Source organism: Bradyrhizobium sp. 40 (assembly GCF_023100925.1).
Taxonomy (GTDB): domain Bacteria; phylum Pseudomonadota; class Alphaproteobacteria; order Rhizobiales; family Xanthobacteraceae; genus Bradyrhizobium.
This window is the reverse complement of record NZ_CP064688.1, coordinates 619,797-646,306: the sequence shown is the minus strand read 5'-3', so window position 1 is coordinate 646,306 and position 26,510 is coordinate 619,797. Positions and strand designations below refer to the sequence as shown.

Annotated in this window: 27 protein-coding genes; 17 read left to right on the top strand and 10 right to left on the bottom strand. The window is 64.1% G+C overall.

Annotated features, from left to right (window positions below):
- Positions 1–4: 4 nt before the first annotated feature.
- Entirely contained in the window at positions 5–484 is a 480-nt protein-coding gene (locus IVB40_RS02990; protein WP_027515358.1) for a DUF3775 domain-containing protein, read from the bottom strand.
- 123 nt (positions 485–607) lie between these two features.
- On the opposite strand from IVB40_RS02990, the gene IVB40_RS02985 reads away from it, so the two are divergent.
- The 9 genes from IVB40_RS02985 (at position 608) to IVB40_RS02945 (ending at position 9,674) form a co-directional block, all read left to right on the top strand.
- Complete coding sequence (locus IVB40_RS02985; RefSeq protein ID WP_247818050.1) at positions 608–1,456, top strand: MBL fold metallo-hydrolase; 849 nt, start codon at positions 608–610, stop codon at positions 1,454–1,456.
- Positions 1,457–1,585: 129 nt separating this feature from the next.
- Positions 1,586–2,428 (top strand): fumarylacetoacetate hydrolase family protein, encoded by an 843-nt coding sequence (locus IVB40_RS02980; RefSeq protein ID WP_247432123.1) that lies wholly within the window; start codon positions 1,586–1,588, stop codon positions 2,426–2,428.
- A 144-nt stretch (positions 2,429–2,572) separates the two neighbouring features.
- Entirely contained in the window at positions 2,573–3,184 is a 612-nt protein-coding gene (locus IVB40_RS02975) for a glutathione S-transferase family protein (RefSeq protein ID WP_106941743.1), read from the top strand.
- A gap of 22 nt (positions 3,185–3,206) precedes the next feature.
- Entirely contained in the window at positions 3,207–4,403 is a 1,197-nt protein-coding gene (locus IVB40_RS02970) for a serine hydrolase (RefSeq protein WP_247818049.1), read from the top strand.
- A 16-nt stretch (positions 4,404–4,419) separates the two neighbouring features.
- A complete protein-coding gene (locus IVB40_RS02965) occupies positions 4,420–5,289 on the top strand; it encodes an MBL fold metallo-hydrolase (protein WP_247459777.1) in 870 nt (289 codons plus the stop codon).
- Positions 5,290–5,422: 133 nt separating this feature from the next.
- On the top strand, positions 5,423–6,574 hold the full coding sequence (locus tag IVB40_RS02960; protein ID WP_247818048.1) for an alpha/beta hydrolase: 1,152 nt from the start codon (positions 5,423–5,425) through the stop codon (positions 6,572–6,574).
- Positions 6,575–6,636: 62 nt separating this feature from the next.
- On the top strand, positions 6,637–7,608 hold the full coding sequence (gene mbfA / locus IVB40_RS02955) for an iron exporter MbfA (RefSeq protein ID WP_027570114.1): 972 nt from the start codon (positions 6,637–6,639) through the stop codon (positions 7,606–7,608).
- Between the two features lie 229 nt (positions 7,609–7,837).
- Positions 7,838–9,310: an amidase gene (locus IVB40_RS02950; protein ID WP_247818047.1), complete on the top strand. Its 1,473-nt coding sequence runs from the start codon at positions 7,838–7,840 to the stop codon at positions 9,308–9,310.
- A gap of 10 nt (positions 9,311–9,320) precedes the next feature.
- On the top strand, positions 9,321–9,674 hold the full coding sequence (locus IVB40_RS02945) for a nuclear transport factor 2 family protein (RefSeq protein ID WP_247432142.1): 354 nt from the start codon (positions 9,321–9,323) through the stop codon (positions 9,672–9,674).
- 57 nt (positions 9,675–9,731) lie between these two features.
- On the opposite strand, the gene IVB40_RS02940 is transcribed toward IVB40_RS02945, so the two are convergent.
- A complete protein-coding gene (locus tag IVB40_RS02940; RefSeq protein ID WP_247432144.1) occupies positions 9,732–10,214 on the bottom strand; it encodes a CinA family protein in 483 nt (160 codons plus the stop codon).
- A gap of 167 nt (positions 10,215–10,381) precedes the next feature.
- Between IVB40_RS02940 and IVB40_RS02935 the strand changes: the two genes are divergently transcribed.
- The 3 genes from IVB40_RS02935 to IVB40_RS02925 are packed head-to-tail and all read left to right on the top strand — an operon-like array spanning position 10,382 to position 12,986.
- Positions 10,382–11,440: an amidohydrolase family protein gene (locus IVB40_RS02935; RefSeq protein WP_247459782.1), complete on the top strand. Its 1,059-nt coding sequence runs from the start codon at positions 10,382–10,384 to the stop codon at positions 11,438–11,440.
- Between the two features lie 23 nt (positions 11,441–11,463).
- Positions 11,464–12,573 (top strand): amidohydrolase family protein, encoded by a 1,110-nt coding sequence (locus tag IVB40_RS02930; protein WP_027570109.1) that lies wholly within the window; start codon positions 11,464–11,466, stop codon positions 12,571–12,573.
- On the top strand, positions 12,573–12,986 hold the full coding sequence (locus IVB40_RS02925) for a Rieske (2Fe-2S) protein (protein ID WP_027570108.1): 414 nt from the start codon (positions 12,573–12,575) through the stop codon (positions 12,984–12,986). Before IVB40_RS02930 ends, IVB40_RS02925 begins: the two co-directional genes overlap by 1 nt.
- A 33-nt stretch (positions 12,987–13,019) precedes the next feature.
- Here the strand turns inward: IVB40_RS02925 and IVB40_RS02920 are convergent, their stop codons facing one another.
- Positions 13,020–13,919 (bottom strand): transcriptional regulator GcvA, encoded by a 900-nt coding sequence (locus IVB40_RS02920; protein ID WP_027515345.1) that lies wholly within the window; start codon positions 13,917–13,919, stop codon positions 13,020–13,022.
- A 110-nt stretch (positions 13,920–14,029) separates the two neighbouring features.
- On the opposite strand from IVB40_RS02920, the gene IVB40_RS02915 reads away from it, so the two are divergent.
- Positions 14,030–14,233, top strand: a complete 204-nt coding sequence (locus IVB40_RS02915) for a DUF1127 domain-containing protein (RefSeq protein WP_027570106.1) — start codon at positions 14,030–14,032, stop codon at positions 14,231–14,233.
- An 80-nt stretch (positions 14,234–14,313) separates the two neighbouring features.
- Positions 14,314–14,937 carry a GNAT family N-acetyltransferase gene (locus IVB40_RS02910; protein WP_247818046.1) on the top strand — a complete coding sequence of 208 codons (624 nt, stop codon included), beginning with the start codon at positions 14,314–14,316 and terminating at the stop codon, positions 14,935–14,937.
- Between the two features lie 51 nt (positions 14,938–14,988).
- On the opposite strand, the gene IVB40_RS02905 is transcribed toward IVB40_RS02910, so the two are convergent.
- Entirely contained in the window at positions 14,989–15,819 is an 831-nt protein-coding gene (locus IVB40_RS02905; RefSeq protein ID WP_247818045.1) for an enoyl-CoA hydratase, read from the bottom strand.
- Positions 15,820–15,943: 124 nt separating this feature from the next.
- Positions 15,944–16,645 carry an SDR family NAD(P)-dependent oxidoreductase gene (locus IVB40_RS02900; protein WP_247406091.1) on the bottom strand — a complete coding sequence of 234 codons (702 nt, stop codon included), beginning with the start codon at positions 16,643–16,645 and terminating at the stop codon, positions 15,944–15,946.
- Between the two features lie 35 nt (positions 16,646–16,680).
- Between IVB40_RS02900 and IVB40_RS02895 the strand changes: the two genes are divergently transcribed.
- The 3 genes from IVB40_RS02895 to IVB40_RS02885 are packed head-to-tail and all read left to right on the top strand — an operon-like array spanning position 16,681 to position 19,794.
- On the top strand, positions 16,681–16,848 hold the full coding sequence (locus IVB40_RS02895; protein WP_247818044.1) for a hypothetical protein: 168 nt from the start codon (positions 16,681–16,683) through the stop codon (positions 16,846–16,848).
- A 28-nt stretch (positions 16,849–16,876) separates the two neighbouring features.
- Positions 16,877–18,661, top strand: coding sequence for an acyl-CoA dehydrogenase family protein (locus tag IVB40_RS02890; RefSeq protein ID WP_247362898.1), 1,785 nt, complete (start codon positions 16,877–16,879; stop codon positions 18,659–18,661).
- A 44-nt stretch (positions 18,662–18,705) separates the two neighbouring features.
- A complete protein-coding gene (locus IVB40_RS02885) occupies positions 18,706–19,794 on the top strand; it encodes a Zn-dependent alcohol dehydrogenase (RefSeq protein WP_027570101.1) in 1,089 nt (362 codons plus the stop codon).
- A gap of 21 nt (positions 19,795–19,815) precedes the next feature.
- Here the strand turns inward: IVB40_RS02885 and IVB40_RS02880 are convergent, their stop codons facing one another.
- From IVB40_RS02880 to IVB40_RS02860, 5 genes are all read right to left on the bottom strand, one after another.
- Positions 19,816–21,192, bottom strand: coding sequence for a hypothetical protein (locus tag IVB40_RS02880; protein ID WP_247818043.1), 1,377 nt, complete (start codon positions 21,190–21,192; stop codon positions 19,816–19,818).
- A 167-nt stretch (positions 21,193–21,359) separates the two neighbouring features.
- Positions 21,360–21,635, bottom strand: a complete 276-nt coding sequence (locus IVB40_RS02875; protein ID WP_027570099.1) for a DUF1488 family protein — start codon at positions 21,633–21,635, stop codon at positions 21,360–21,362.
- Between the two features lie 77 nt (positions 21,636–21,712).
- On the bottom strand, positions 21,713–23,191 hold the full coding sequence (locus IVB40_RS02870; protein ID WP_247818042.1) for an AMP nucleosidase: 1,479 nt from the start codon (positions 23,189–23,191) through the stop codon (positions 21,713–21,715).
- A 178-nt stretch (positions 23,192–23,369) separates the two neighbouring features.
- On the bottom strand, positions 23,370–24,704 hold the full coding sequence (locus IVB40_RS02865) for an HlyD family type I secretion periplasmic adaptor subunit (protein WP_247283315.1): 1,335 nt from the start codon (positions 24,702–24,704) through the stop codon (positions 23,370–23,372).
- Positions 24,701–26,446, bottom strand: coding sequence for a type I secretion system permease/ATPase (locus IVB40_RS02860; protein ID WP_247818041.1), 1,746 nt, complete (start codon positions 26,444–26,446; stop codon positions 24,701–24,703). Before IVB40_RS02860 ends, IVB40_RS02865 begins: the two co-directional genes overlap by 4 nt.
- Between the last annotated feature and the right edge of the window lie 64 nt (positions 26,447–26,510).

Genomic DNA, 26,510 nt, shown 5'->3' with positions numbered 1-26,510 from the left:
GGAATCACCGCTGTTGCTTGGTGGGCTCGTCTTCGTCCCGCTGGCTCGGACTGGATGAATCGGCGACTGGGTTTCCGTCGGTCCAGTCGACGCCGAATTCGTCGAGCCCGTCGGCGAGCAGATCGCCCAGCATCGGCTCACCGAGGAGATAATGCGCCGTCTCGCGCCGGGGGCTGCGATACTCGGCGCGCGCCTCCACCGCGCGTGCGCGCAGATCGTCCCAGTCGTCGATCGTGCCGTCGCCGCGGCCGAGCCAGGTTAGCGCGACGAGATCGATCTGCTCGTCCTCGTTCATGGCCACGATGAAACTTCCGAGTTCGTTGACCACCGGATCGGAGCCGTCATCCTCGAGGACGTCGACCGCATCGTCATCCGTCGCATTCGAGCCGGAATCCGGATCGGAATCCGCCTGCTTGACGTCGAATTCACGCGCCTTTTCGATGATGAAGGCGACCTTCTCCGCGGAAATCGCAAGCTCTGGCATGGCTGGCCCTTTGTCTTTCCCTGGGTTCCCGCGATAACGCCGCACCGCGTCAGATGATCCATTGCGCCTGCCCGCGAAACTGCGCATGTTCCCCGCCAAAGCAAGAACATGAGGATGCGCCGGATGCAGTGGAAGGTCGGCAGGGTCAAAATCACCAAAGTCGTGGAATTGGAGACGGTCGGCTCGACCCGCTTCATTCTGCCCTTGGCGAGCAATACAGAAATCCAGAAGCTGCCTTGGCTGATCCCGCATTTCGCCACCGAAGAGGGCCGGCTGAAGATGTCGATCCATTCGCTGGTGGTGGAGACGCCTTCGCGCCGCATCGTGGTCGATACCGGGCTCGGCAATGACAAGCAGGGCCGCAATGTCCCGACCTGGAACAATCGCACCACGCCGTTCCTGGAGACGATGATTGCGGCGGGCTTTCCGCCCGAGAGTATCGATATCGTGCTGTGCACGCACCTTCACGTCGACCATGTCGGCTGGAACACGAAATGGGTCGACGGCAAATGGGTGCCGACCTTCCCCAACGCGCGCTATGTCTTCGGCAAGACCGAGTATGAGCATTGGCGCGACCATTCCACCGAGCCGGACAAGCAGGCCGTGTTTGGCGATTCCGTGGAGCCGATCGTCGATGCAGAGCGGGCGGAGTTGGTCGCGAGCGACCACCGGCTCAGCGACGAGATCAGCATGATCCCGACCCCCGGCCACAGCCCTGGACATATGAGCATTCTGATCCAGTCGGACGGCGAGCAGGGACTGCTGACGGGCGACGTCGCCCATCATCCCTGCCAGATGGCGCATCCCGGCTGGTCCTCGACCGCGGATTCCGATCAGAGCCAATCTGCCGCGACGCGGCGCGAATTGTTCGGCCGGTTTGCCGAGACCCCGACGCTGGTGATCGGCGGGCATTTTTCGGCCGGGCATATCAGCCGGGACGGGGACGCGTTCAGGTTCGAGGCGCTGGCCTAGGTCTCGTGCCCCGGACGAACCTCCCGAATTGAGAGGGCTGCAATGCGCCCTCTTTGAGCGGTTGAATTTCCCGCCGCCCTGTTCCATGAAGCTGTTCAACCGATCGGTCCAGTCCAGGGAGAAACGAGAATGAAGCTTGTTCGTTATGGCGAGAAGGGTGCGGAAAAGCCCGGCCTGATCGACAAATCCGGCCAGTTGCGCGACCTGTCGGCGCATGTGAAGGACCTGACCGGCGAGGCCTATTCGCCCGACAGCCTGAAGAAGCTGGCGGCGCTCGATCCCGCCTCGCTGCCCGCCGTCTCCGGCAAGCCGCGGTTCGGCGCCCCCGTCACCGGCATGTCGAAATTCGTGGCGATCGGCCTCAACTACAGCGACCACGCCAAGGAGACCGGCGCGGAGATCCCGAGCGAGCCGATCATTTTCATGAAGGCCAACACCTCGCTGTCCGGCCCGAACGATCCCGTCGAGAAGCCGCGCGGCTCGACCAAGCTCGACTGGGAGGTCGAGATCGCCGCGATCATCGGCACGCGCGCAAAATACGTCTCGGAAGCCGACGCGCTCAACCACGTCGCCGGTTATTGCGTCTGCAACGACGTCTCCGAGCGCGCCTTCCAGATCGAGCGCCTGGGTCAGTGGACCAAGGGCAAGTCGCACGACACGTTCGGCCCGCTCGGCCCCTGGCTCGCCACCAAGGACGAAATCAAGGACGTGCAGAACCTGCCGATGTGGCTGGACGTCAACGGTCAGCGCCGCCAGACCGGCTCGACCAAGACCATGATCTTCTCGATGGCCAAGTGCATCTCCTACGTCTCGCAGTTCATGACGCTGCTGCCGGGCGACATCATCACGACGGGCACCCCGCCCGGCGTCGGCCTCGGCATGAAGCCGCCGACCTTCCTCAATGTCGGCGACGTCATCACGCTCGGCATCGAGGGCCTCGGCGAGCAGCGCCAGGAGATCGTCGCGGCGTAAGCCGCGATCATCACTGCCGCCACACCGTCATTGCGAGCGAAGCGAAGCAATCCAGTAATCCATCCGCGGAGACAGTCTGGATTGCTTCGTCGCAAGTGCTCCTCGCAATGACGAAGCAAAACTTTTATTTTTTGGATACTCGCCATGAAGCTCACCTTCTCCCCCGCCTCGCCCTTCGCCCGCAAGGTGCGCATCGCCGCGATCGAGCTCGGGCTGATCGACAAGATCGAGTTCACGCCGGCAGCGGTGGCACCGGGGCAGGCCAACGAGGACTATTCGCGCATCACGCCGCTGAAGAAGCTGCCGGTGCTGATCACCAATGACGGCGATGTCATCCTGGACTCCTACGTCATCGTCGAATACCTCAACGAGATGGCCGGCGGCAGCCTGATCCCGGACTACGGTCCGCGGCGCTGGAAGGCCAAGACCAATCACGCCCTGATCAACGGCATGCTCGATTCCATGCTGCTGTGCCGCTACGAGAAGATGGTGCGGCCGCAGGGCCTGCAATGGCAGGCGTGGTCGGACGACCATTGGAATCGGGCCTGGACCGGCATGGCGCGCTTCGAGAACATGCCCGAAGTGCTGAACGGCCCGTTCGACATCTCGCAGATCGGCCTCGTCTGCGTGCTCGGCTATGCCGACTTCCGCTTCGCCGATTGCGGCTGGCGCAAGGCCTATCCGAAGCTCGACGCCTTCCACCAGAAGATGCTGGAGCGGCCCTCCGTGAAGATCTCGGTGCCGCCCGCGGCGTAGTATTGCGACGGCGGGGAGAAGGATGATGCGCGATCGCTTCCCCCGCCTCAGCATTCTCGGCGCGAGCCTTATGCTCGCGTTGACCGTCTCAACCACTTCCGTGCAAGCCGACGGCATGGTGCCTGGACAGCGAAACCTCGCCTGCGAACCGCCATCGTCAACCGACGACGGCTGGACGGCTGCGTCGCCCGACAGCGTCGGCATGGACGGCGCGCAACTCTGTGGCATCGCTGCACGACTCGGGCAACGCGCGACTTCGGTCCATTCGGTTGTCGTCGCGCGCCACGGCAAGCTCGTCTTCGAGCAATACTTCGCCGGCTACGACCAACCCTGGGGACAACCGGAAGGCCAGCGCGAATTCACCGCGACGACGAAGCACGACATGCGTTCGGCATCGAAGAGCGTCGTTTCGCTGCTCGTCGGCATCGCGATCGATCGCAAGCTGATCGAAGGCGTCGACGAGCCTGTGCTCAGATTCTTCACCGACCATCAGGCGGTGGAGCAGGCGGGCTGGGAGGCTATTACGCTGCGCCATCTGCTGACGATGTCCTCGGGAATGAAATGGGACGAGGCGCGGGCCTGGACCGATCCGAACAACGACGAGCCGCATCTCGGCTTTGAAGCCGATCCAATCGGCTATGTGCTCGCAAGGCCCGTCGCTGCGCCGCCGGATGTGCTCTGGACCTATAATGGCGGCGGGACTGAACTGCTCGGCAACATCCTCGAACGCGTCTCCGGCAAGCCGCTCGAGACGTTTGCGCGCGAGGTGCTGTTCCAGCCGCTCGGAATCACCGATTTCGAGTGGAAGGCCTACCCGAAGAACGGCAAGATCGCTGCGGCCGCCGGCCTGCGCTTGCGTCCGCGAGATGCCGCCAAGCTTGGCCAGCTCGTGCTCGATCGCGGCCAGTGGAATGGCCAACAGATCGTCTCGGCCGATTGGATTGCACAATCGATCGCACCGCGCTTCCAGGCGGTCGGCTATTTCGGCGGCACGCTGTTCTACGGCTATCAATGGTGGATGGGCCGCTCGTTGGCCAGCGGGAGGGAAATCAAATGGGTTGGCGCCTTCGGCTGGGGCGGACAACGCATTTTCATCGTGCCCGAGCTCGATCTCGTCATGATGACCACCGCTGCCCAATACGGCCAGCCGAAGGAAGGGCTGGCCGCGATCGACGTCCTCTCCAACATCGTCATTCCGTCCGTGCGTGATGCACGCTGAGTGCAAGGAAGCGAGCATGAGCCTGAAATACGCGATCGGCGATCTCACCATCCATCGCATCATCGAGCAGGAAACCTCGTTCGTGCCGGCACTGGAGATGTTGCCGGGGCTGACACCGGAGCTGCTGGCCGAGAACCGCGCGTGGATGAGGGAGGCGAAAGCCCTGGATGACAGCGACACATTGATGCTGTGCTTCCAGTCCTACGTGATCAAGACGCCTCACCACACCATTCTGGTCGACAGCTGCATCGGCAACGACAAGCCCCGGCCGCAGCGTCCGAAGTGGGACATGAAGACCGACGACACCTATCTGCGCGGACTCAACGCTGCCGGATTCTCGCCTGACGACATCGACTTCGTGATGTGCACGCATCTGCATGTCGATCACGTCGGCTGGAACACGCGGCTGGAGAACGGCCGCTGGGTGCCGACCTTCCCGAAAGCGCGCTACGTCTTCGCCAAGCAGGAGTTCGATCACTGGAGCGAGCAGAACGCGAAGGCGGAGGTGCCGCCCTTCGCCGACAGCGTGCTGCCGGTGGTCGAGGCCAAACGCCACGAGCTCGTCGGCAACGATCACCAGATCGGCGATCACGTCCGCATCCTGCCGACGCCGGGCCATACGCCGGGCCATATTGCCATCACGATGGGCCGCGGCAAGGACGAGGCCGTGTTCTCCGGCGACCTCATGCACTCGCCGTTGCAGGCGCTCTATCCGGAGCTGTCGGTCAAGTTCGACCTCGATCAGGCCAGGGCGGCAACGACGCGCCGCAGCTTCCTGGAACGCTATTGCGACACCGACACGCTGTGCTGCACCGCGCATTTCCCATCGCCGTCGGTGGGAAAGATCCGGCGCAAGGGCAGCGGGTTCGTCTGCGCGGCGGTGTGATCTAGCCGAGATGCCGTAGGGTGGGCAAAGCGAAGCGTGCCCACCATGCTAAACGCGTTGTAGAATGATGGTGGGCACGGCGCGCGAAGCGCGCGTTTGCCCACCCTACGATTCCACCCGTGTGGAGAAAGCAATGACCGACCTCCCCGACATCCCGCTGCCCGCCGGCATCCGCTCACGCTATGTCGACGACATCAACGGCCTGCGCATGCACGTGCTGGAGGCCGGCTTCGAGACCAAGGGCCGGCCCTGCATCCTGCTGCTGCACGGCTTTCCGGAGCTCGCTTTCTCCTGGCGCAAGGTGATGCCGGCGCTTAGCTCGGCCGGCTATCACGTGATCGCGCCGGACCAGCGCGGCTATGGCCGGACGACGGGATGGAGCGCGGAGTACGACGGCGACCTCGCGCCGTTTTCGCTCTTCAACCTGGTGCGGGATGCGCTCGGGCTGGTGTCGGCGTTCGGATACAGGCAGGTCGATTTGGTCGGACATGATTTCGGCAGTCCGGTCGCGGCCTGGTGCGCGCTGATGCGGCCTGACGTATTTCGTTCGGTGGCGATGATGAGCGCGCCGTTCGGCGGAGCGCCGCCGCTGCCGTTCAACACGGTCGACACGCCGGCAAAGCCACCGGCCGAAGACCCCGTGCATCGCGAGCTCGCCGCCTTGCCGCGTCCGCGCAAGCATTATCAATGGTACTATGCGACACGTCCGGCCAATGCCGACATCCACCGCGCGCCGCAGGGCGTGCATGATTTCCTGCGCGCCTACTATCATCACAAGAGCGCGGACTGGACCGACAACAAGCCGTATCCGCTGAAATCCTGGTCGGCGAACGAGCTTGCGAAGCTGCCGACCTATTATGTGATGGACCTGAACGAGACCATGGCCGAGACGGTCGCGAAGGAGATGCCCTCGCCGGCCGCAATCGCCGCCAATCAATGGCTGCCCGACCGCGAGCTCGCTTACTACAGCGCCGAATATGGCCGCACCGGATTCCAGGGCGGCCTGCAATGGTATCGCTGCGGCACATCGGGTGCATTCAACAGCCAGCTCCAATTGTTGGCCGGCCGCAACATCGACGTCCCCTCCTGCTTCATCTCGGGCAAGCAGGATTGGGGCACCTACCAGCGTCCCGGCGTGTTCGAGGCCATGCAGGCGCGTACCTGCACGAAGCTGCTCGGCTGCCACCTCGTCGACGGCGCCGGTCACTGGGTGCAGCAGGAGCAACCGGCCGAGGTGAGCCGTCTGCTGCTCGATTTCCTGGCGAAGAGCCGCGGCGTGGTTTGACCCGGGAACTTCGGCGTCCTATATAGTTTAGAACTATTCTAAACTATATAGGCAGGGTGGCCGTGAAGAATTTTGCCGATCTGACCGAACGCGAAGTGCTTGCTGTCGCGATCTCCTCCGAGGAGGAGGACAGCCGCATCTATATGAGCTTCGCCGAGGACCTGAAGGAGCGCTATCCGGACTCGGCCAAGATCTTCGAGCAGATGGCCGAGGAAGAGCGCGGCCATCGTCACATGCTGCTGGAAATGTACGAGCAGCGTTTCGGTCCGCATTTGCCCCCGATCCGCCGCGAGGACGTCAAAGGCTTCCTGCGCCGTCGTCCGGTCTGGCTCACCAAAAACCTGCCGCTCGACACCGTCCGCAGGGAAGTCGAGACGATGGAATTGCAGGCCGAGCGCTTTTACGTGAAGGCCGCCGAACAGGCGCAGGATGTCGGCGTGCGCCGCCTGCTCGGCGATCTGGCCGAAGCCGAGAAAGGCCACGAAGAGGTGGCCGCCAAGCTGACGGACCAGATCCTGAGCTCAGACGTGCGCGCCGAAGAAGACCGCACCAACCGGCGCATGTTCGTGCTGCAATATGTGCAGCCAGGTCTCGCCGGCCTGATGGACGGCTCCGTCTCGACGCTGGCGCCGCTGTTCGCGGCTGCCTTCGCCACGCATCAGAACTGGCAGACGTTTCTGGTCGGCCTCGCCGCCTCGATCGGCGCCGGCATCAGCATGGGTTTTGCGGAAGCGCTGTCCGACGACGGCTCGCTGACCGGGCGTGGTTCGCCCTGGCTGCGCGGTCTCACCTGCGGCTTGATGACGACGCTCGGCGGGCTTGGGCACACCCTGCCCTATCTCGTGCCCGATACCTGGTCCAACGCATTCTGGATCGCGACCGGAATTGCCGGAATTGTCGTGTTCTTCGAATTGTGGGCGATCGCCTTCATCCGCGCGCGCTACATGGACACGCCGTTTCTCCAGGCCGTGTTCCAGATCGTGCTCGGCGGCGCGATCGTGCTGGCGGTGGGGATTTTGATCGGAGCGGCGTAGGACGTTGTCATGCTCCGGCTTGACCGGGGCATCCAGTACGCCGCGACCTCTCCGTATCCGATCTGCGCCGGTGGAATACTGTATCGCCCGGTCAAGCCGGGCGATGACTGCGAGTGGTTGCGGCTCACCGCGTTTCGTCTTGCTCACATGTCAATCGCGATCAAACGGCGGTTGCGGTGCTGGGCCAAACTGCGCATCATCGTTCGACAATAAGAACAGGAGATGCGCCATGGCCAAATCCGAATGGAGCTTCAAGAGCGCGGTCGCGCTGTCGGCCGCGTTGACCGCGAAGAAGGTCTCGTCGGTCGAGCTCACCCGCGATGCGATCGACCGCATCGAACGGCACGACGGCAAGGTCAACGCGATCTGCGTGCGGGATTTCGACCGTGCGTTGGACGCCGCACGCGAGGCGGACGCCGCATTGGCCCGCGGCGAGCGCAAGCCGCTGCTCGGCCTGCCGATGACGATCAAGGAATCCTTCAACATCGCCGGCCTGCCCACGACCTGGGGCTGGACGCCGCAGAAAGATTTCAAGCCGGCGGAGGACGCGCTGTCGATCGCCAGGGTGAAGGGTGCCGGCGGCGTCATCCTCGGCAAGACCAACGTGCCCGTGGGATTGGCGGATTGGCAGAGCTACAACGAGATCTACGGCACGACGAACAATCCATTCGATCTCGGCCGCACGCCGGGTGGCTCGTCGGGCGGCTCGTCTGCGGCGCTGGCGGCAGGCTACGGACCACTCTCGCTCGGGTCCGACATCGGCGGCTCGCTGCGCGTGCCCGCCTTCCATTGCGGGGTTTATGCGCACAAGCCGACCTACAATCTCTGTCCAACGCGTGGCCACACGCCGCCGCCGTTTCCAGCCATCCCGATGGAGCGCGATATGGCGGTGATCGGTCCGATGGCGCGCAGCGCCGTCGACCTGCCCCTGCTCCTGGATGTGATGGCAGGCCCCGATCCGTTGGACCTGGGCATCGGATACAAGCTCGCGCTGCCGGAGGCGCGACACCGTGCGTTGAAGGATTTCCGTGTGCTGGTGATCGACAGCCACCCGCTGCTGCCTGCGAATGCCGACATTTGCACCGCGATCGAGAAGCTGGCGAAACAATTGGCGGGCGCAGGTGCGAGCATCACACGTGAAAGCCCGCTGTTTCCTGACTTCACGGAAGCCTCCCGCCTCTACATGCGCATGCTGATGGGTTTTCTCGGCGCCTTCTTTCCGCCGGACATTCTCGCCGGCGCGCGTGCCGGGGCAGCGCAGCTCTCACCAGAAGACAAGAGCCTTGCTGCCGAGCGGCTGCGCGGCATGACCAGCACACATCAGGCCTGGGTGTTCGACGAGGGCGCTCGCGCCGGCCTGCGCGCGCAATGGCGGCAATTGTTCAGGACATTCGATGCGGTGATCTGTCCGATCATGCCGACCCCGGCCTATCCGCATGATCATTCGCCGGAGCAGGAAAAGCGCCGGATCAATATCGATGGCAAGGACCACGCCTATCCGGACCAGCTTGCGTGGCCCGGCATCGCCACGCTGACGGGCCTGCCGGCAACGGCCGTTCCGCTCGGTCTGTCGAAGGATGGCCTGCCGGTCGGCGTGCAAATCATCGGGCCCTTCCTCGAGGACCGCACACCGCTGAAGCTCGCCGAGCTGATCGAACGCGAGTTCGGCGGGTTCGTGCCGCCGCCCTTGTTCAATGACTGAGAGAAATCTCATGAACAACGACCTCGAACAGCTCACCGCGCTCAACCGCGACTATGTCGCCTCGGTGCAGAATTGCGACGTCAAGCGCTTCGACGAAATATTGGCGCCGGAGTTCTACTGCTCCAATCCCGACAAGACGCTGGTCGATCGCGAGGCCTTCCTGAAGCAGACGGCGCGGCCGATTGCGATCCGTGACCTCAGGGCACACGAGGTCATCATCCGTATTATGGGCGATTTCGCCATCATCCATGCGGCAACCAGCTACACCAATGCGGACGGCCAGCAGGCCACCGGGCGATATACCGATTGCTGGGCGAAGAAGGACGAGACGTGGCGGGCTGTGTCGGCGCACGTGTCGCGGTAGGGAGCGCGTCAGACTGCACATTCTCCGGGACAGCCAGATCTCCGGGAGGCCGCGAGGTCACCGCCCCAGATTCTTCAGCAGCAATTTCAGCGCTGTCGCTGCAAATATCTGCATATTGGCGAAGCGGTCATTGTCGCCCGTCTCCAGCGTCATCACCTCGACTGCGGGCCCGGCGACCGCCATGCAGCTGTGGCCCGCCGCATCGCCGTAGCGATTGCCGGTGGGACCGGACGCGCCGGTTTCGGACAGGCCCCAGTCGCAGTTGAAGCGGATGCGCATCCGCTCGGCCAGCAGTTGCGCGTAGGGCTCCGACGAGGAACGAAAGCCCTTCATTCCTTCGTCCGAAATATCCATCAGCACGCGCCGGGCATCGCGGGTATAGACCACGGCGCCGCCGAGGAAATAGGCGGACGCGCCGGGGACCGCGAGAAGGCTGGCCGAGATCAGTCCGCCGGTCGAGGATTCCGCCACGGCAATGGTCTGTTTGCGCGCGATCAGTTTTGCGGCGACCTGTTCCGCAATGCTAACGAGCTCTTTCATTCCCTGACCCCTTATGCCTTCGCAACCGAGCTCGGCCTTTCTAGCATATGACAGCGCCGTTGGCCGAGTTGCAGCCAACGGGCAGGCCTGCTTGAATGGCGGCCAAAGGCGGAGCGGCCAAGCGCCGCCCGCGAGACGACGCGACGAGGAAACGTGAAGGACACGTCATGGCGTCCCTGATCGCCGGCGGGGTGGATTGCGATGTGCATCCGGCCGTGCCGCATCTGACCAGCCTGCTGCCCTACCTGAACGACTATTGGCGCGATCAGGTGACGACGCGCGGCATGGTCGATCTCATCTCGCAATCCTACCCGCAAAACTCGCCGATCACGGCGCGGCCCGACTGGCGCCCTGAAAGCGGCAAGCCGGGCGAGAGCCTAGCGGACATGCAGCGCCATGTGCTCGATCCCTTCCAGCTCTCGCATGCTATCTGCAATCCGCTTTATGGCGTGCAGATGGTGTTTTCAGAGGATCTGCAGGCCGCCTTCTGCCGCGCACTGAACGACTGGCTCGCGAAGGAATGGCTCGATCGCGATCCGCGGCTGCGCGGCTCGATCGTGATTCCCACCCAAAGCGTCGAGAAGGCCGTCGCCGAGATCGAGCGCTGTGCGACGGATCGCCGCTTCGTGCAGGTGCTGATGCTGGTGATGGGCGACACGCCGCTCGGCAAGCGCGCGCTCTGGCCGATCTACGAGGCGGCAGAACGGCTGGAACTTCCGATCGGCATTCATGCCGGTTCCGCCTATCACAATCCGCCGACGGCCGTGGGCTGGGGGTCCTACCACATCGAGGATTATGCCGGTCAGGCCCAGGCGTTCCAGACCCAGCTCACCAGCCTGATCGTCGAGGGCGTGTTCGCCAAATATCCACGCCTGAAGATGGTGATGCTGGAATCCGGGGTGTCCTGGATCTCCCCATTTCTGTGGCGCCTGCACAAGTTCTGGCGTGGGGTGCGGATGGAGACGCCGTGGGTCGATCGCGCACCGCTGGACATTGTGCGCAGCAACATCCGCTTCTCGTTACAGCCATTCGATGCACCGCCGGATGAGGCGACATTAATTCGCCTGTTTGATCATATGCAGTCGGACGAATTAGTCCTATTCTCCACCGACTATCCGCACTGGCAGTTCGACGGCCAGGAGGCGCTGCCCGCAGGTCTCACCCCCGATCTCGTGCGCAAGATCATGATCGATAATCCGCATGCGACCTATCCCCGCCTGACTTAGCCGCTGCCAAAGGAGGCAAGGCGATGAATATTCAGTTCCGCGAAAGCTCCGAAGCCGCTTCCCCACTGGCCGTCAAAACCGCGATCGCGGACTGCGACATCCATCCGGCACGCGCGACCCGCGCCGAGCTCTATCCCTATCTGGCCAAACGCTGGCAGCATCATCTCGAAGTCTACGGCGTCCATGCCTATCAGGGCATGATGGAAGGTCCGCCCTATCCGAAGGCCCAGCCCAACGCCTCGCGCCGCGACGCCTATCCGCCGGAAGGCGGGCCACAGGGCTCCTCGCTGTCCTTCATGCAGAAGCAGCTGCTCGATCCCAACAACGTGCAGCTCGGCGTGCTCAATCCGCTCAACACCGGCCAGGGCATCCGCAATCACGAGCTCTCGGCCGCTTTGTGCTCGGCGATCAACGATTGGCAGATCGACAAATGGACCAGCAAGGACAAGCGGCTGAAGGCCTCCATCGTCGTCGGCAATGAGGACGGGCTGTCGGCCGCAGCCGAAATCCGCGAGCGCGCCGGCGACAAGAACTTCGTGCAGGTGCTGCTGCTCAGCCGCAATGTCGAGCCGCTCGGCCAGCGCCGCTACTGGCCGATCTATCAGGCCGCGGAAGAGGCCGGGCTTCCCGTCGGCGTCCACGCCTTCGGCTTCGGCGGCAACCCGATCACGCCGTCGGGCTGGCCCTCCTATTACATCGAGGAGATGGTCGGCCACTCCCAGTGCCAGCAATCGGCGCTCGCGAGCCTGGTGCTGGAGGGCGTGTTCGAGCGTTTCCCGAAATTGAAGATGGTGATGATCGAGGCCGGCTTCGGCTGGGCACCGTCGCTGGCCTGGCGGCTGGACAAGGTCTGGCAGCGGCTGCGCAGCGAGGTGCCGCATGTCAAACGGCCGCCGTCCGAATATATCCGCGAGCAGGTGTGGTGGACGACGCAGCCGATGGAGGATCCGGAGCGGCGCGAGGATCTGTTCGACGTCATCAAGTGGATCGGCTGGGACCGGCTGCTGTTCGCCACCGACTATCCGCACTGGGATTACGACGAGCCCTCGCGCGTGCTGCCCGCAGGCGTCAACGACGATGATCGCGAGGCCTTCTATCTGGGCAATGCGAAGAAGCTGTACGGGATCGCTTGATGGCGCGGCATGTGATTGCCGCGGCCGATGAGCTTCCGCCCGGCACGCGAAAATTTTTGGAGATCGACGGACGGCCGATCGCAATCTTCAACATCAAGGGTGAATATTTCGGCCTGATGAACCGCTGCCCGCATCAGGGCGCGGCGCTGTGCGAGGGACCCTTGATCGGACTCGCGCAATCGACGGATCCGGGCGAGATCGAATACACCAAGCTCGGCGAGATCCTCCGCTGCCCCTGGCACGGCTGGGAGTTCGACATCCGCACCGGCCAGTCCTATTGCGACCCCCGCCGCTTCCGCGTCAAGGCGTACCCGGCCCATGTCGAGCCGGGTGCGAGCGTGGTGAAGGGGCCGTATGTCGCCGAGACGATACCGGTGAAAGTCGAGAGCGACTACGTCGTGGTGGACCTGTAGCGAAGCAGACGGCGCGGAATTGCGCCGGCGATCTCAAGCTTTATTCTGCGTTGCAGCGATCATCCAGTCGCGGAATGCGGCGAGCTTCGGCGCCTCGCGGCGGCCCTCCGGCGCGACCAGGTAGAAGCCGGCATCGGCCGGCAGCGCGATCTTGAACGGGACCACTAGTCGCCCCTTGGCAATGTCGTCCTGAACGTAGGAGGTCCGCCCCATCGCCACGCCGATGCCGTCGATCGCGGCCTGAATGGTCATGAAGATCATGTCGAAGGTGATGCCGGGCTGCCTGGCGATGTCGGCCGGCTGACCCGCCGCCGTCAACCACAGCCGCCAATCGTCGCTGTTGGCATTGGAGGTGTGCAGCAGCATGTGGCTCTTGAGGTCCTCGGGACAGCGCAACGGCTTGTCACCGCGCAGCAGAGACGGGCTGCACACCGGAAACAGCTCGTCCGCCATCAGCCAGTCGGCGCGCAAGCCCGCCCACTGGCCGCGCCCGTAACGGATCGCGGCATCGACATTGTCGCGCTGGAAGTCGACGAGGCTGGTGGAGGTGGTGATGCGGACGTCGATGCCGGGATGGTGCTCCTGGAAATCGGTCAGCCGCGGCAGCAGCCATTTTGCGGCCAGCGAAGCCAGCGTCGAGACCGTCAGCACCTTGTCATCGTCCTTGCGCAGCAGCCGGTCGGTGGCGAGACGTAGGTCGTTGAAGGCGGCGCGGACGCCCGGCAGATAGTCGCGCGCCTCCGGCGTCAGCGTCAGCGCGCGGTTCTGCCGGACGAACAGGCGGATGCCGAGCTCCTCCTCGAGCCTGCGGATCTGATGGCTGATCGCGGTCTGGGTCACGTTCAGCTCGGACGCCGCCAGCGTGAAGCTGAGATGGCGCGCGGCGGCCTCAAAGGCCCGCAATCCGTTCAGGGAGGGCAATCTGGCAGTCATATGGCAGCAGGATACATGACGTTATTTCATGCGAAAGAGTACAAATTGTCGTTTGTCGCAGTGCACCCGCAAGCAGATATTAGCGGTCAACTTAGCTCCAGGAGCTGGCAATGTCTACTTTGACCCAGAATTCGATGACAAATCATCATGCGCCAGGGCTGATCCACCAGATCGGCGAGACCATTCACATCTGGCACGAGCGCTACCGGACCCGGCGGGAGCTCACCAACTGGTCCGCGCGCGACCTCCAGGACGTCGGGCTGTCCTGGAGCGATGTGGCCTACGAGGCCGACAAACCCTTCTGGCGGGCCTGATTGGCCGCCAGGCCGGCGCCGCCTGACTGTGGGGGCGCCGGCGGTCCCTTTTCCCTTTGGTCCCCTTGGGGGCGCGTGTCATGAGCACCCTTCGCCTGGAAGATCTGAAGCAATATTCGGACACGCTGCGGACGCGACACGGCGAGGCGCTGCGCGTTCGCTTCGTCGAGCCGCGCGACACCGAGGAGCTCCAGCACTATTTTCGCTCGCTCTCGACGCGGTCGCGCTACAACCGCTTCTTCGGCGCGATCAGCGAACTGCCGCAGGGCCTGCTGCACGAATTCCTTCAAATCGGCGAACGCGAACGTTTCACCGTGGTGGCGACCATGATGGTCGACGGCTTCGAGACCATCGTCGCCGAAGCGCGCTATGCGCTGCATGCCGAAACCGCGACGCTTGAATTCGGCCTGTCGGTTGCCGACCGCTGGCAGGGCCACGGTATCGCCACCGTGCTGATGAAGAATCTTGAATGCCGCGCCGCCGCGCTTGGCGCCGACCACATGTTCGGCGACACGTTGCGCTCCAACGCGGCCATGATCTCGCTCGCACGCAAATCGAGCTTCGCCTTCGTCAAACATCCTGACGACTGGAAGCTGGTGCGCTTCGACAAGGAGATCTCCGTCGCACCGAAAGGCATTCCTTGCGCGAGCTGGCGTCTCGTCGCCCTTTCCCGTCAGGCGGATAGCCCCTCAGCCTCGGCCTGACTCCACTCGTGCCCGGCCTGGCGAAACCAGTGCCGGGCATTTTTTTCGCCCCTACTTCCCCGTGAACACCGCCTTGCGTTTCTCGATGAAGGCCTGCACCGCCTCCTTGTGGTCGGCGGTCGTGGTCAGGCGGACCAGACGTTCGGCTTCGTGGTCGCGCGCGGTCTCGAAGTCGAACAGCAGGGCCTCGTCGAGATTGTCCTTCATGTAGCGCAACGCGAGGCGCGGACCTCCGGCAAGGGATTTCGCCAACGCAAAGGCCTCTGCCTGCAATTTATCGTCGGGCACCACGCGGTTGACGAGACCGATGGCCTCGCACCTAACGGCATCGACCCGATCGCCGGTGAACAGCAGCTCGCGCGCCCGCGCGGTGCCGACGAGGCGCGTCAACAGCCACGCGATGCCATAGTCGCCGCTGAGCGCAATGCGCGCATAGCCGGTGGCCACGAAGGCCGATTGCGCGGCAATGCGGATGTCGCAGGCCATGGCGATGGCGAGCCCCGCGCCGACCGCCGGCCCCGGCAGCGCCGCGATCGTCGGCTTGCGCACCGACACCAGCGCGCCGGTGAGCAGGCGCTGCCGCTCCTGGAGATCGGCGACCTTGTCGTCAAAGGACATTTCCAGCTTCTTCGGGTCGCGATGCGCGCCCATGCCCTTGACGTTGCCGCCCGCGCAGAACGCTTCGCCCGCGCCGGTGAGCAGCAGCGCGCCGACATCGGGGTTCTCGCCGCAGGAGCGGATCATCGTGCGCAGCGCCGGAGTCAGTGCGTCCGACAGCGAGTTTCGCGCCTCGGGCCGGTTCAGCGTGATGACGGCGACGCGATCGCGGATCACGCAGAGGAGTTCATTGGTGCCGGTATCGATGGTGGTTTCCGTGGTCATGCCGCTCCCTCTCTTTCGTCATTGCGAGGAGCGAAGCGACGAAGCAATCCAGCCTTTTTCAGTGGAGGCATTTCTGGATTGCTTCGCTTCGCTCGCAATGACGGTCGTTGTGAATTTATCGCCTTCAAAACTTCTCCACCCAGGGCCGCAGCTCCAGCTCCCAGCTCCAAGCGCTGCGCGGCTGCTGCAACACGTTCCAGTAGCTCTCCGCGATGGCATCGGGATCGAGCATCGAATCCGGCTTCTCCGGCGCTTCCGCGCGCGCTGCGCTCCTGATGCCGCCATCGATCACGAAATGCGCGACATGGATGCCTTGCGGCGACAATTCGCGCGCCATGCTCTGTGCCAGCCCGCGCAGTGCGAATTTGCCCATCGCGAACGGTGCGGACTGCGCATAGCCCTTGACGCTGGCCGAGGCGCCGGTGAACAGGATCGCACCGTGCTGGTTCGGCAGCATGCGCCTGGCCGCCTGCTGCGCCACCAGGAAGCCGCCATAGGCACTGACCGCAATGGCGTTCGCCACGTCGGCCGGAACGAGATCGACGAACGGCCCGCGCGCGCGGCCGCTGGCGTTGTAGACGACCAGGTCGGGCGTGCCGATCTCGCGTTCGACCAGGCCGAACAGGCGCTCGACCTCATCAGGGTCTGTGGCATTGCAGGCATAGGCCTTGGCGCCAGTCTCGCTGCAGAGCGCGCCGAGCTTCTCGATTTTTCGAGCGGCCAGTGCGACGCGGATGCCCTGGGCGGACAGCAGCCGCGCCAGCGATGCGCTCAGGCCTTCGCCGGCGCCGACGATGAGGGCGATCTTGTATTTGGGGTGTTCCATGACGTGATCTCTCGAAGACGGGAAGCCGCTGATCTATGCACGGTCCGCGCGGACAACCAGCCAAGACGATCACAATTCCGCAGAGCGAATTGCTCCCACGCGGCGATCATGCCTCCCTGACAATTTGCGGCTTTATCCGCTTTCGCGACTGGAGCATGATCGACATCATCTCAAGCGGCAAGCGCCAAATCAGCGCAAAATGACCGCAAGGCGGAAACGAAGAGGACGATCATGCACAAGCCGGCTCCCGCGCAGGCAAAACAGGTCGCGGCCGCGCCATCCGGATTGCTGGCTCCCGATACCACCGGCATGAATTTCTACCGCGCCGATCAGGCACTCACCGATCTCCTGCGCATTCATCTGCCGGACACGCTATTCCGTCACATCGAGCCGCATCTCGATCGCCTGGGTGAACTCGCCGGCGGCGTGCTCGATGAATGCGCGCGGCTCGCCGACCGGCACACGCCGGTGCTGCACCAGCGCGACAAGTTCGGCTGCGACGTGCAGTGGATCGAATACCACCCGGCCTATCGCGAGCTGGAGAAGGCAGCCTTCGGCGAGTTCGGCATCCACGCGCTCTCGATCCGCAAGGGCATCATGGGCTGGCCGGACAAATATCCCGTCGTCGCCAAGCACGCCTTCACGTTCCTGTTCAACCAGACCGAATTTGGCATGGGCTGCCCGATCAACGTCACCGACGGCTGCGCCAAGCTGCTCGCGAACTTCGGCAGCGACGCGCTGAAGGCGAAATATCTCGACGGTCTGACCCAGACCGACATGAGCAAGCTGACCCAGGGCGGCCAGTTCATGACCGAGAAGGAAGGCGGCTCCGACGTCGGGACGCTGACCACGACGGCGGTGCAGGAAGGCGACCATTGGCGCCTCACCGGCGAAAAATGGTTCTGCTCGAACGCCGACGCAAAAGTCGTGATGCTGCTGGCGCGCCCCGAAGGCGCCGGCCCCGGCACGCGCGGAGTCGGCCTGTTCCTGATGCCGCGCTTCCTGGACGACGGTTCGCAGAACCACTACCGGATCGTGCGTCTGAAGGACAAGCTCGGCACGCGCTCGATGGCTTCGGGTGAGATCAAGCTCGAGGGCGCGATCGCCTACGCGGTCGGAAAGCTCGATCGCGGCTTCGTGCAGATGGCCGAGATGGTGAACTCGTCGCGGCTTTCAAATGGCGTCAAATCCACCGCGCTGATGCGGCGGGCCTACCATGACGCGATGACGGTGGCGAAAAACCGAGTGGTGTTCGGCAACCGCATCATCGACCTGCCGCTGGGCCGGCGCCAGATGCTGAAGATCATGCTGCCGGTCGAGCAGGCGTTGTCGATGAGCTTTCTCACCGCGGACGCGCTCGACCGCGCCGAGGCCGGCAGCCAGGATGCAGCCGCACTGCTGCGCATCCTGACGCCGACCTTGAAATTCCGCGCGACCCGCGATGCGCGAAAGGTCTGTGGCGACGCGCTCGAGATGCGCGGCGGCATCGGCTATATCGAGGAATTCGCGACCGCCCGCCTGCTCCGCGACGCGCATCTCGGCTCGGTCTGGGAAGGCACCGGCAACATCGTCGCGATCGATGCGCTCCGGCGTGCGGTCGGCCGCCACGGCGCCGAATCCGCGCTCGCCGCCGATCTGCACGCCCGCCTTGATGACAGCCCCTCGGTGCCACAGGCCTGGCGCGACCGGCTCCGCGGCCTCACCGATCGCGCGGTCGGTTTTGCGCGCGAGGTCGCGGCCAAATCCGAAAACGAAGCCGATGCGCGCCGCGCCACCAGCCTGCTCTATCATGTCGCCAGCGCCGTTGCGCTCGCCTGGGAGGCGCATCGTATTCACGGCATGCGTGGCGATGCGCGAAGGCTGTTGTTGTCGCGGCTGGTGATCGATCACCGGGTGTCGCCGAGCGATCCGTTCCGGCTGACAGAAAATGCCGTGCAGCAGAAGATCGCCACGCTGCTGCTCGGCGACCGCGCAGCTGATATGAGCGAGGTTGGCGAACTGGTCTTGGCGGCGTAGGCTGCACCCACGTTCAAAGCAAAAAAAGCGATAGGGAGTGCTCGATGAAGGCCGCCGTCCTCCATGAAGTCAACAAGCCTCTGGTCATCGAGGATGTCAGCCTGCCGAAGCCCGGCCCGCGCGAGGTCCTGATCCGGACGTCGGTCGCAGGTCTCTGCCACTCCGATCTGCACTTCATGGAAGGCCTGTATCCGCATCCGCTGCCTGCGGTGCTCGGGCACGAGTCCGCCGGCGTCGTCGAGCAGGTCGGCTCCGATGTGACTTATGTGAAGCCCGGTGATCATGTCGTGACCTGCCTTTCGGTGTTCTGCGGCACCTGCGACAATTGCACCACGGGCCGCACCGTGCTCTGCACCGACACCACGGTGAAATTGCTGCCGGGGGCCTCTAATCGGATGCAGTGGGCCCGCTCGGAGAAGCTTCATCAGTTTCTCAACCTCTCTTCTTTCGCCGAGCAGATGCTGGTGCACGAGAACGCGATCGTCAAAATCCGCAAGGAGATGCCGCTCGATCTCGCCGCGCTGATCGGCTGCGGCGTCATTACCGGCTACGGCGCGGTCGTGAACACGGCGAAGGTGACGGCCGGCGAGACCGTGGCCGTGATCGGCTGCGGCGGTGTCGGCATGGCTGCGATCAACGGCGCGCAGATCGCAGGCGCCGGCCGCATCATCGCCATCGACACTAATCCGGCCAAGCTCCAGCTTGCGACCAAGCTGGGCGCCACCGACATCATCAACCCGGCAGACGGCGACGTCGTGAAGCAGGTGCGCGATCTCACCAATGGCGGCGTGCATCATTCCTTCGAGGTGCTCGGCCGCAAGGAGACCGCCGAGCAGGCCTTCGGCATGCTCGCCTCGGGCGGCACGGCCACCATCGTCGGCATGATTCCGTTCGGCCAGAAGATCGAGCTGCATGGCTTCGACTTCCTGCGCGAGCGCAGGATCCAGGGCTCCTCGATGGGCTCGAACCATTTTCGCGTCGACATGCCGCGGCTGGTGGATTTCTACCTGCGCGGCCGGCTGCACCTGGAAGACTGGATCTCGGCCAAGCTGAAGCTCTCCGAGATCAACGAAGGCTTTGCAAACATGAAAGCCGGCAAGACGCTGCGCAGCGTGATCATGTTCGACAGCTGATGGCTGGATGAGGCGGGACGCTCAGGATTGAGGCAACTGGTCCGGGCCGGCCAAGTCGCAACGCGACTCTTTCAGGAGCAGCAGCGCCGCAGCTGTGACGAGACCGGTGGTGAGCAGGTACACGGGCGATATGTTCAAACCGGGCCCCTCGAAGACCAGATAAGAGAACAGTCCCGCGGTCGACACGATGAAGCCGAGCCAGGCAAGGCTCGGAAAACGAAATCCACGTTCGCCGCGCCAAAGATCAAGCACGAGGTAGTACACGAGAATGGTGTTGCAGAGTGCCGCCGGCAGCACGCCCAGGACGATTCCGGCTTCGAACGCGAGATAGGATAACACGCCGTCGACCTGGGCAATCACCGCGAAGGGCACATAGCGCGGATTGAGGCAGGCCAGGGCGATCGACGCAAGCTCGAACGCGTAGAAATACCGCTCGTGCATCTTCGGGAGCAGATACGGCATGAGCATCAGCGATACGCACGCGGCCAGCAGAATAAACTCCGGCCCCGTCCGTCGAGAGCGCGCGATGAAGATCGACAAGGCGAGCCCGCTCGCGGCCGCGAGCACCATGCCGACGGCGACTCCGATCGCGTACGGCATTCCGCCAGCCAGCACCCAGATGTTCGCTGCGTTCATGGTGAGGCGATCGAAGGTGTGAGCCTGGTCCAAATAGACCGCGAACACGGAGGCCAAGGATCTGCCCGCGACCAGAACCGGAATGGCGAGGACAACATAGATCCCGGGAACGGTGGCGAGCCATGCCAGGTGGATCCTGCGGCGCAGAATCATGCCGAGCACGAAGGGTCCCAGGAACACGCCCTGAGCCTTCACCGAAAAGGCCATCGCAAATGACGCAACGCCATTTCGGTCCCGCATGAACAGCGCCACGGAAACCAGCGTGAAGAAGGTCCAGATCGAATCACTCTCCGCCCACACTGCGCCATTGAAGATCACCGTCGGTGCAAGCCAAACCGCGCAGAAGGCCAGGGAAGCGCGTAATGGCAACTTTGTCGCTCGCCAGACGATCTGGGCCACAGTGATCGCGCAGCCCAACTCGAATACTGCCGAGATCGCTTTCACATGGGAAAGTGGCTCGCCTAGCCAATCAAATCGGGCGGCAATCAGCAGGAGATAGCTGTAGAACGGCGTATAGTTGGTAAAGGCTTCGGCCAGTCCAGCGACACCGTGATCGCGAGCGAAGACATACCAGGGGATCAGATGCTGAATGGCGTCGTCGGTCGCGTGCTTCCGGGCGAAGTAGCGGAGCGCAAGGCCCACGAGTCCGCATCCGATCGCTACGGCAATTGCAAGCGGCCAATGGTTTGGTGGCGTCTTGTCCGCCTTGACGTCATGACCATACCCGCGGATCGCGTCGCTTCCAACAATGTCGTTTGTCACGCGATCACTCGTGAGGCTCCATTTTCGTGACCTAACCTCTACGGGCCATCAATTCACAGTTGCATAACGTCTGGTTTCGCAGGTCTTAGGATTGCGGCGAACCGGTTGCTTGGTTAGCGAATGCTTTATGACCTGCTCCGGGGCATGATGCGGAGGATCGAGCGGAACTACCGCTGCAAATGTCGCGTAAAGATCCGCACCACATGACCCCTGACCCGCGGCGCCTCGTCGTAGAGGTCTGAGGCGAGCCGCTCGATGGTCTCGCGCAGCGACAGGAACTGGGCCTGCCGCGCGCTGCTTTCGGTGCCCTGCATGCCCGCAAGCTCGTCCATCGCGGCGTCGCTGATCTGGCACTGCACGACCTCGTCATCGTTCAGCATGGTGAAGCGAAAGGCGAGCCGTTCGAGATCATGGCCAATGATCCTGTCGCGCATGAGTGGCATCAAATCGTCCCGGTCGACCCCTGCGCCGAAAATGCCGAAAATCCCGCTGCTTGTCAGCAGCAAAGGCAATCCATCGCCTACTGGAACGCAACTTCGGCGAAACTGCGGAGCTTTCGCGAATGCAGCCGCTCGGATTCCTGCTGCTTGAGCCGTTCCAGCGCCTTCAGGCCGATCTCGAGATGCTGACCGACGCGGCGGCGGTAGAATTCGCTGGCCATGCCTGCGAGCTTGATCTCGCCGTGCAGAGGCTTGTCGGAGACGCACAGCAGCGTGCCGTAGGGGACGCGAAAGCGGTAGCCGTTGGCCGCAATCGCGGCCGATTCCATGTCGAGCGCAACCGCGCGCGACTGCGACAAGCGGCGAATGACATCGGGCCCGCTGATCTCCCAATTGCGGTTGTCGACGCTCGCGACGGTGCCGGTCCGCATCAGGCGCTTGAGCTCGAACCCTTCGAGCCCGGTGACGTCCTCCACCGCCTCCTCGAGCGCGACCTGCATCTCCGCGAGCGCCGGGATCGGCACCCACAGCGGCAATTCACGATCGAGCACATGGTCCTCGCGGACATAGCCATGGGCGAGCACGTAGTCGCCGAGCCGCTGCGTGTTGCGCAGGCCCGCGCAATGGCCAAGCATCAGCCAGGCATGGGGCCGCAGCACGGCAACATGGTCGGTGACGTTGCGCGCGTTGGACGGACCGGTGCCGATGTTGATCAGGGTGATGCCGCGATAGCCGGGCGCGACCAGATGGAAGGCTGGCATCTGCGGCCCGCGCGCGGGCGCAACGCCCGTCGTCGCGCCGCCGCTGCGCGTGATCACATTGCCTGGAGCAACGAAGGCATCGAGGCCGGCCTCGCCAGCCTGAAGCCGCTGCTGGCAGAGTTGCGCGAAGGCGTCGACGTAGAACTGATAGTTGGTGAAGATCACGAAGTTCTGGAAATATTCGGGGTCGGTGCCTGTGTAATGGTAGAGCGGGCGTAGCGAGTAGTCGACGCGGGCCGCCCGAAACAGGGACAGCGGCTCGGGCGCGCCAGGCTGGAGCTCGAAAGTGCCGTCGGCGATGGCATCGTCCATGGTCGCAAGATCAGGCACGTCGAACGCATCGCGCAGCGACCGCGTCACGGTCGAATTCTCGCTGGTGGTGATGGCGGCTTCGATGTTGATGTCGCGGCGATAGGCAAAGTGAACGGGGATCGGTTCGTCGGACTCGCCGATTTCGACCGGAACGCCGTGGTTCTGGATCAACAATCCGATCTGCTCGGTCAGATAAGTCCGGAACAGATCCGGACGCGTGACGCTGGTCTCGTGCACGCCGGGCCGGGCGACGAAGCCGTAGGCGAGACGCGAATCCAGCCGCGCATGCGTCGCGGTGGTGGCACGGACGAAGGGATAGAAGGCCCGCACCCGCGTCGTGATTGCCTCGCCGTTGACGTAAGCTTCGAATCGGTCGCGCAGGAACTTCGTGTTGCGCTCGTAGATCTCTTCGAGGCGGGCGACGGCGAGGCCAGCGTCGGAGAAGGATTCGGTGGCGACGGAGGGTGGAGATTGGATCGATTGCATTGTTCGACGCCGGGTTGCTGGGGCCGAATCGAACTATAGCAAGAAAACTAAAGCAAGAAAGAAGCCGCCCGTCATTGCGAGCGTAGCGAAGCAATCCAGAAATCTCGCCGTGGAGGCAACCTGGATTGCTTCGCTGCGCTCGCAATGACGAAAGGAGGCGATGACGCGCCTTCGCGCGTCACTTCTCCCGGAACGCGCGCATGAACTGGTCGTGCAGCGGCTTCATCAGATAGGACAGCATGGTGCGGTCGCCGGTCTGGACGAAGGCTTCCGCCGGCATGCCGGGGATCAGCCTGGAGTCACCGAGCTTGGCGACCTCTTCCGCGGACAGCGAGACGCGGATGGTGTAGTAGCTCTGGCCGGTGCGCTGATCGGTGGTGACGTCGGGCGAGACGCGGCTGACGACGCCGTTGAGCTCGGGCGTAGTGCGCTGGTTGAAGGCGGAGAGGCGCAGCAGCGTCTTCTGGCCGATCTGGAGCTTGTCGATATCGACCGGATTGACCTTGGCTTCGACCTGGAGATCGTCGGCCTGCGGCACGATCAGCATGAGGGCGTCGCCGGCGGTGATGACGCCACCAACCGTATGCACGGTCGATTGCAGCACCATGCCGTCCTGCGGCGCGCGGATGTCGACGCGGCGAAGCTGGTCCTCGGCGGCGACCTTGCGCTCGATCATTTCGCCGATCTTGTCGTTGGTCTCGCGCAGATCCTTGGAGACCTCGCTGACCATGTCCTTGTCGACCTGGATGATCTGGAGCTCGGTCTCGGTGATCTTGCCTTTGGCCTGCGCGCGCGAGGCGATGTACTGCGCGCGCTCGCCGTTGAGGCGGGCGCTGTCGCGTTCGAGCGTGGTCAGGCGGGAGATCTGCACCAGGTGCTTGTCATAGAGATCCCGGACACCGACGAGCTCCTGCTGCACCAGCGAGATTTCCCTGTCCTTGGCCCGCTCCTGCGCGGAGAGGCCCTCGATCTCCTCGTTGAGCTGCTGGATGCGCTCGCGCAGCTGCGCCTTCTGGCCGGCGCGTCCGTTGACGCGAACGTCGAACAGCTTGGTTTCGGCGGAGAGCAGCGCCTTGACGTCGGGATCGTTGCCGCGGTCGAGCAGCGCTTGCGGGTAGTCGATCCTGTCGATCCCGCGCTGCTCGGCCTGGAGCCGCGCGGCACGCGCCTGCGCCGCGTCGAGATTCTTGGTGACGATGGCGAGGTTGGCCTTGGTGACGGTGTCGTCCAGCCGCACCACGATGTCACCGGCCTTGACCACGTCGCCATCGCGAGCGCGCAGCTCGCCGACCACGCCGCCGGTCGGATGCTGCACCTTCTTGACGTTGGATTCGACCACGATCTGGCCGGGCGCGATCAGCGCGCCCGAGATCTGCACGGTCGATCCCCAGCCGCCGAGCCCGACCAGGAGCACCAGCACGATCCCAAGCCCGAGCATCAGGTGAAACCGGATCGACTGCCGTACGGTCCGCTTCGCGGCGGGCTTCGCCCCGCCGAGCGCCATCGTGCTCATGCCTTGGCTCCGCCTTCGCTGACGATCTTGATCGGCGCCGGCGGCGTCACACGCGGCTGGAGCACCTGGGCGAGCACCTGCTCCTTCGGCCCGAAGGCCTGCATGCGGCCGTCACGCAGCACCAGGATCTGGTCGACCGCTTCCACGCCGATCGGGCGATGTGCCACCACGATGACGATGGCGCCGCGCTCGCGCGCCGCACGGATGGCGCGGGTCAGAGCTTCGTCGCCTTCGGTGTCGAGATTGGAATTGGGCTCGTCGAGCACGATCAGGAACGGGTTGCCATAGAGCGCGCGCGCCAGTGCCACGCGCTGCGCCTGGCCCGCGGAGAGCGCCGTGCCCTGCTCGCCGACCTGGGTGTTGTAGCCCTCGCGCATCTTGATGATCATCTCGTGCACGCCGGCTTCCTTGGCGGCGGCGATGATGCCGTCAGACGTGGCCTCGGGATCGAAGCGGCTGATGTTCTGCGCGATGGTGCCGCCGAACAATTCGACGTCCTGCGGCAGATAGCCGATATGGCGGCCAAGCATGTCCGACGACCATTGGTCGAGCGCCGCGCCGTCGAGCCGCACCTTGCCGCGGACCGGTTGCCAGACGCCGACCAGCGCGCGGATCAGCGACGACTTGCCGGAGCCGCTCGGTCCGATCACGCCGAGGCCGTTGCCGGCTTCGAGCGCAAAGGTGACGTCCTGCACGATGAGGCGCTGGTCGCCCGGCGGCACCATGGCGATGCCTTCGACCGAGAGGCGGCTGGTCGGCGCCTGCAGCTGGGTCGGCATCGTCTGCGCCGGCATCTGCTCCAGTAGACGGGTCAGGCGATGCCAACTCTGGCGTGCCGCGACAAAGGATTTCCAGTGCGCGATCGCGAGGTCGACCGGCGCGAGCGCACGGGCCGAGAGGATCGAGCCGGCGATGATGATGCCGGCGGTCGCCTCCTGATGGATGACGAGATAGGCGCCGACCGCGAGCACCGCCGATTGCAGCATCATGCGCAGCACTTTTGCGACCGCGCCGAGACCGCCGGCGACGTCGCTAGCACGCTGGTTGCCGTCGAGATATTTTTCGTTGGCCTCGCTCCAGCGCGCGTTCATCCGGCCGGCCATACCCATCGACACCATGACTTCGGCATTGCGGCGGCTGGCTTGGGCGAGATCGTTGCGCTGGGCGGCAAGGCCCATCGCGTCCTTCGCCGGCTGGCGCGACATGAACTCGGTGACCAGCGTCAACCCGACCAGGATGACGGCGCCGACCAGCGCGGTGACGCCGATCATGACGTGGAAGGCGAAGCAGATGGCGAGATAGAGCGGCAGCCAGGGCAGGTCGAAGAACGCGCTCGGTCCCATGCCCCCGAGGAAGGAGCGGACATTGTCGAGATCGCGCAGCGGCTGAAGCCCCTCGTTGCGGCTGCCGACCAGCAGCGGCAGGCGCACGATGGTGTCGAACACCCGCTTGTTCAGGGCTTCGTCCAGCGCGGTGCCGACCCGGCCCAGGATCCGGTTACGGATCATGTCCAGCACGCCCTGCGCCATGTAGAGGAAACTGGCGAGGACGATCAGGCCGACCAGGGTCGGAATGCTGCGGCTCGGCAGCACCCGGTCGTAGACCTCCAGCATGAAGATCGACCCGGTCAGATAGAGCAGGTTGATCATGCAGCTCATCAAGCCGACGCCGACAAACGCCGTGCGACAGGCGCGCAGCGCATCACCGAGCTCTGAGCGGCGGACGCCGGGAACGGCTGCCATCAGTCTGATCTCTTTCGGGTAGGGGCCAAAGTCCCTGATTTCAAAGGCAAATTCAGGAGTAATT

What these genes read in the sequence shown, in the direction of transcription:
- IVB40_RS02990 (WP_027515358.1), bottom strand. Translation starts at nt 484, where the DNA reads ATGCCAGAGCTTGCGATTTCCGCGGAGAAGGTCGCCTTCATCATCGAA.
- IVB40_RS02985 (WP_247818050.1), top strand. Translation starts at nt 608, where the DNA reads ATGCAGTGGAAGGTCGGCAGGGTCAAAATCACCAAAGTCGTGGAATTG.
- IVB40_RS02980 (WP_247432123.1), top strand. Translation starts at nt 1,586, where the DNA reads ATGAAGCTTGTTCGTTATGGCGAGAAGGGTGCGGAAAAGCCCGGCCTG.
- IVB40_RS02975 (WP_106941743.1), top strand. Translation starts at nt 2,573, where the DNA reads ATGAAGCTCACCTTCTCCCCCGCCTCGCCCTTCGCCCGCAAGGTGCGC.
- IVB40_RS02970 (WP_247818049.1), top strand. Translation starts at nt 3,207, where the DNA reads ATGATGCGCGATCGCTTCCCCCGCCTCAGCATTCTCGGCGCGAGCCTT.
- IVB40_RS02965 (WP_247459777.1), top strand. Translation starts at nt 4,420, where the DNA reads ATGAGCCTGAAATACGCGATCGGCGATCTCACCATCCATCGCATCATC.
- IVB40_RS02960 (WP_247818048.1), top strand. Translation starts at nt 5,423, where the DNA reads ATGACCGACCTCCCCGACATCCCGCTGCCCGCCGGCATCCGCTCACGC.
- IVB40_RS02950 (WP_247818047.1), top strand. Translation starts at nt 7,838, where the DNA reads ATGGCCAAATCCGAATGGAGCTTCAAGAGCGCGGTCGCGCTGTCGGCC.
- IVB40_RS02945 (WP_247432142.1), top strand. Translation starts at nt 9,321, where the DNA reads ATGAACAACGACCTCGAACAGCTCACCGCGCTCAACCGCGACTATGTC.
- IVB40_RS02940 (WP_247432144.1), bottom strand. Translation starts at nt 10,214, where the DNA reads ATGAAAGAGCTCGTTAGCATTGCGGAACAGGTCGCCGCAAAACTGATC.
- IVB40_RS02935 (WP_247459782.1), top strand. Translation starts at nt 10,382, where the DNA reads ATGGCGTCCCTGATCGCCGGCGGGGTGGATTGCGATGTGCATCCGGCC.
- IVB40_RS02930 (WP_027570109.1), top strand. Translation starts at nt 11,464, where the DNA reads ATGAATATTCAGTTCCGCGAAAGCTCCGAAGCCGCTTCCCCACTGGCC.
- IVB40_RS02925 (WP_027570108.1), top strand. Translation starts at nt 12,573, where the DNA reads ATGGCGCGGCATGTGATTGCCGCGGCCGATGAGCTTCCGCCCGGCACG.
- IVB40_RS02920 (WP_027515345.1), bottom strand. Translation starts at nt 13,919, where the DNA reads ATGACTGCCAGATTGCCCTCCCTGAACGGATTGCGGGCCTTTGAGGCC.
- IVB40_RS02915 (WP_027570106.1), top strand. Translation starts at nt 14,030, where the DNA reads ATGTCTACTTTGACCCAGAATTCGATGACAAATCATCATGCGCCAGGG.
- IVB40_RS02910 (WP_247818046.1), top strand. Translation starts at nt 14,314, where the DNA reads ATGAGCACCCTTCGCCTGGAAGATCTGAAGCAATATTCGGACACGCTG.
- IVB40_RS02905 (WP_247818045.1), bottom strand. Translation starts at nt 15,819, where the DNA reads ATGACCACGGAAACCACCATCGATACCGGCACCAATGAACTCCTCTGC.
- IVB40_RS02900 (WP_247406091.1), bottom strand. Translation starts at nt 16,645, where the DNA reads ATGGAACACCCCAAATACAAGATCGCCCTCATCGTCGGCGCCGGCGAA.
- IVB40_RS02895 (WP_247818044.1), top strand. Translation starts at nt 16,681, where the DNA reads ATGCACGGTCCGCGCGGACAACCAGCCAAGACGATCACAATTCCGCAG.
- IVB40_RS02890 (WP_247362898.1), top strand. Translation starts at nt 16,877, where the DNA reads ATGCACAAGCCGGCTCCCGCGCAGGCAAAACAGGTCGCGGCCGCGCCA.
- IVB40_RS02885 (WP_027570101.1), top strand. Translation starts at nt 18,706, where the DNA reads ATGAAGGCCGCCGTCCTCCATGAAGTCAACAAGCCTCTGGTCATCGAG.
- IVB40_RS02875 (WP_027570099.1), bottom strand. Translation starts at nt 21,635, where the DNA reads ATGCCACTCATGCGCGACAGGATCATTGGCCATGATCTCGAACGGCTC.
- IVB40_RS02870 (WP_247818042.1), bottom strand. Translation starts at nt 23,191, where the DNA reads ATGCAATCGATCCAATCTCCACCCTCCGTCGCCACCGAATCCTTCTCC.
- IVB40_RS02865 (WP_247283315.1), bottom strand. Translation starts at nt 24,704, where the DNA reads ATGAGCACGATGGCGCTCGGCGGGGCGAAGCCCGCCGCGAAGCGGACC.
- IVB40_RS02860 (WP_247818041.1), bottom strand. Translation starts at nt 26,446, where the DNA reads ATGGCAGCCGTTCCCGGCGTCCGCCGCTCAGAGCTCGGTGATGCGCTG.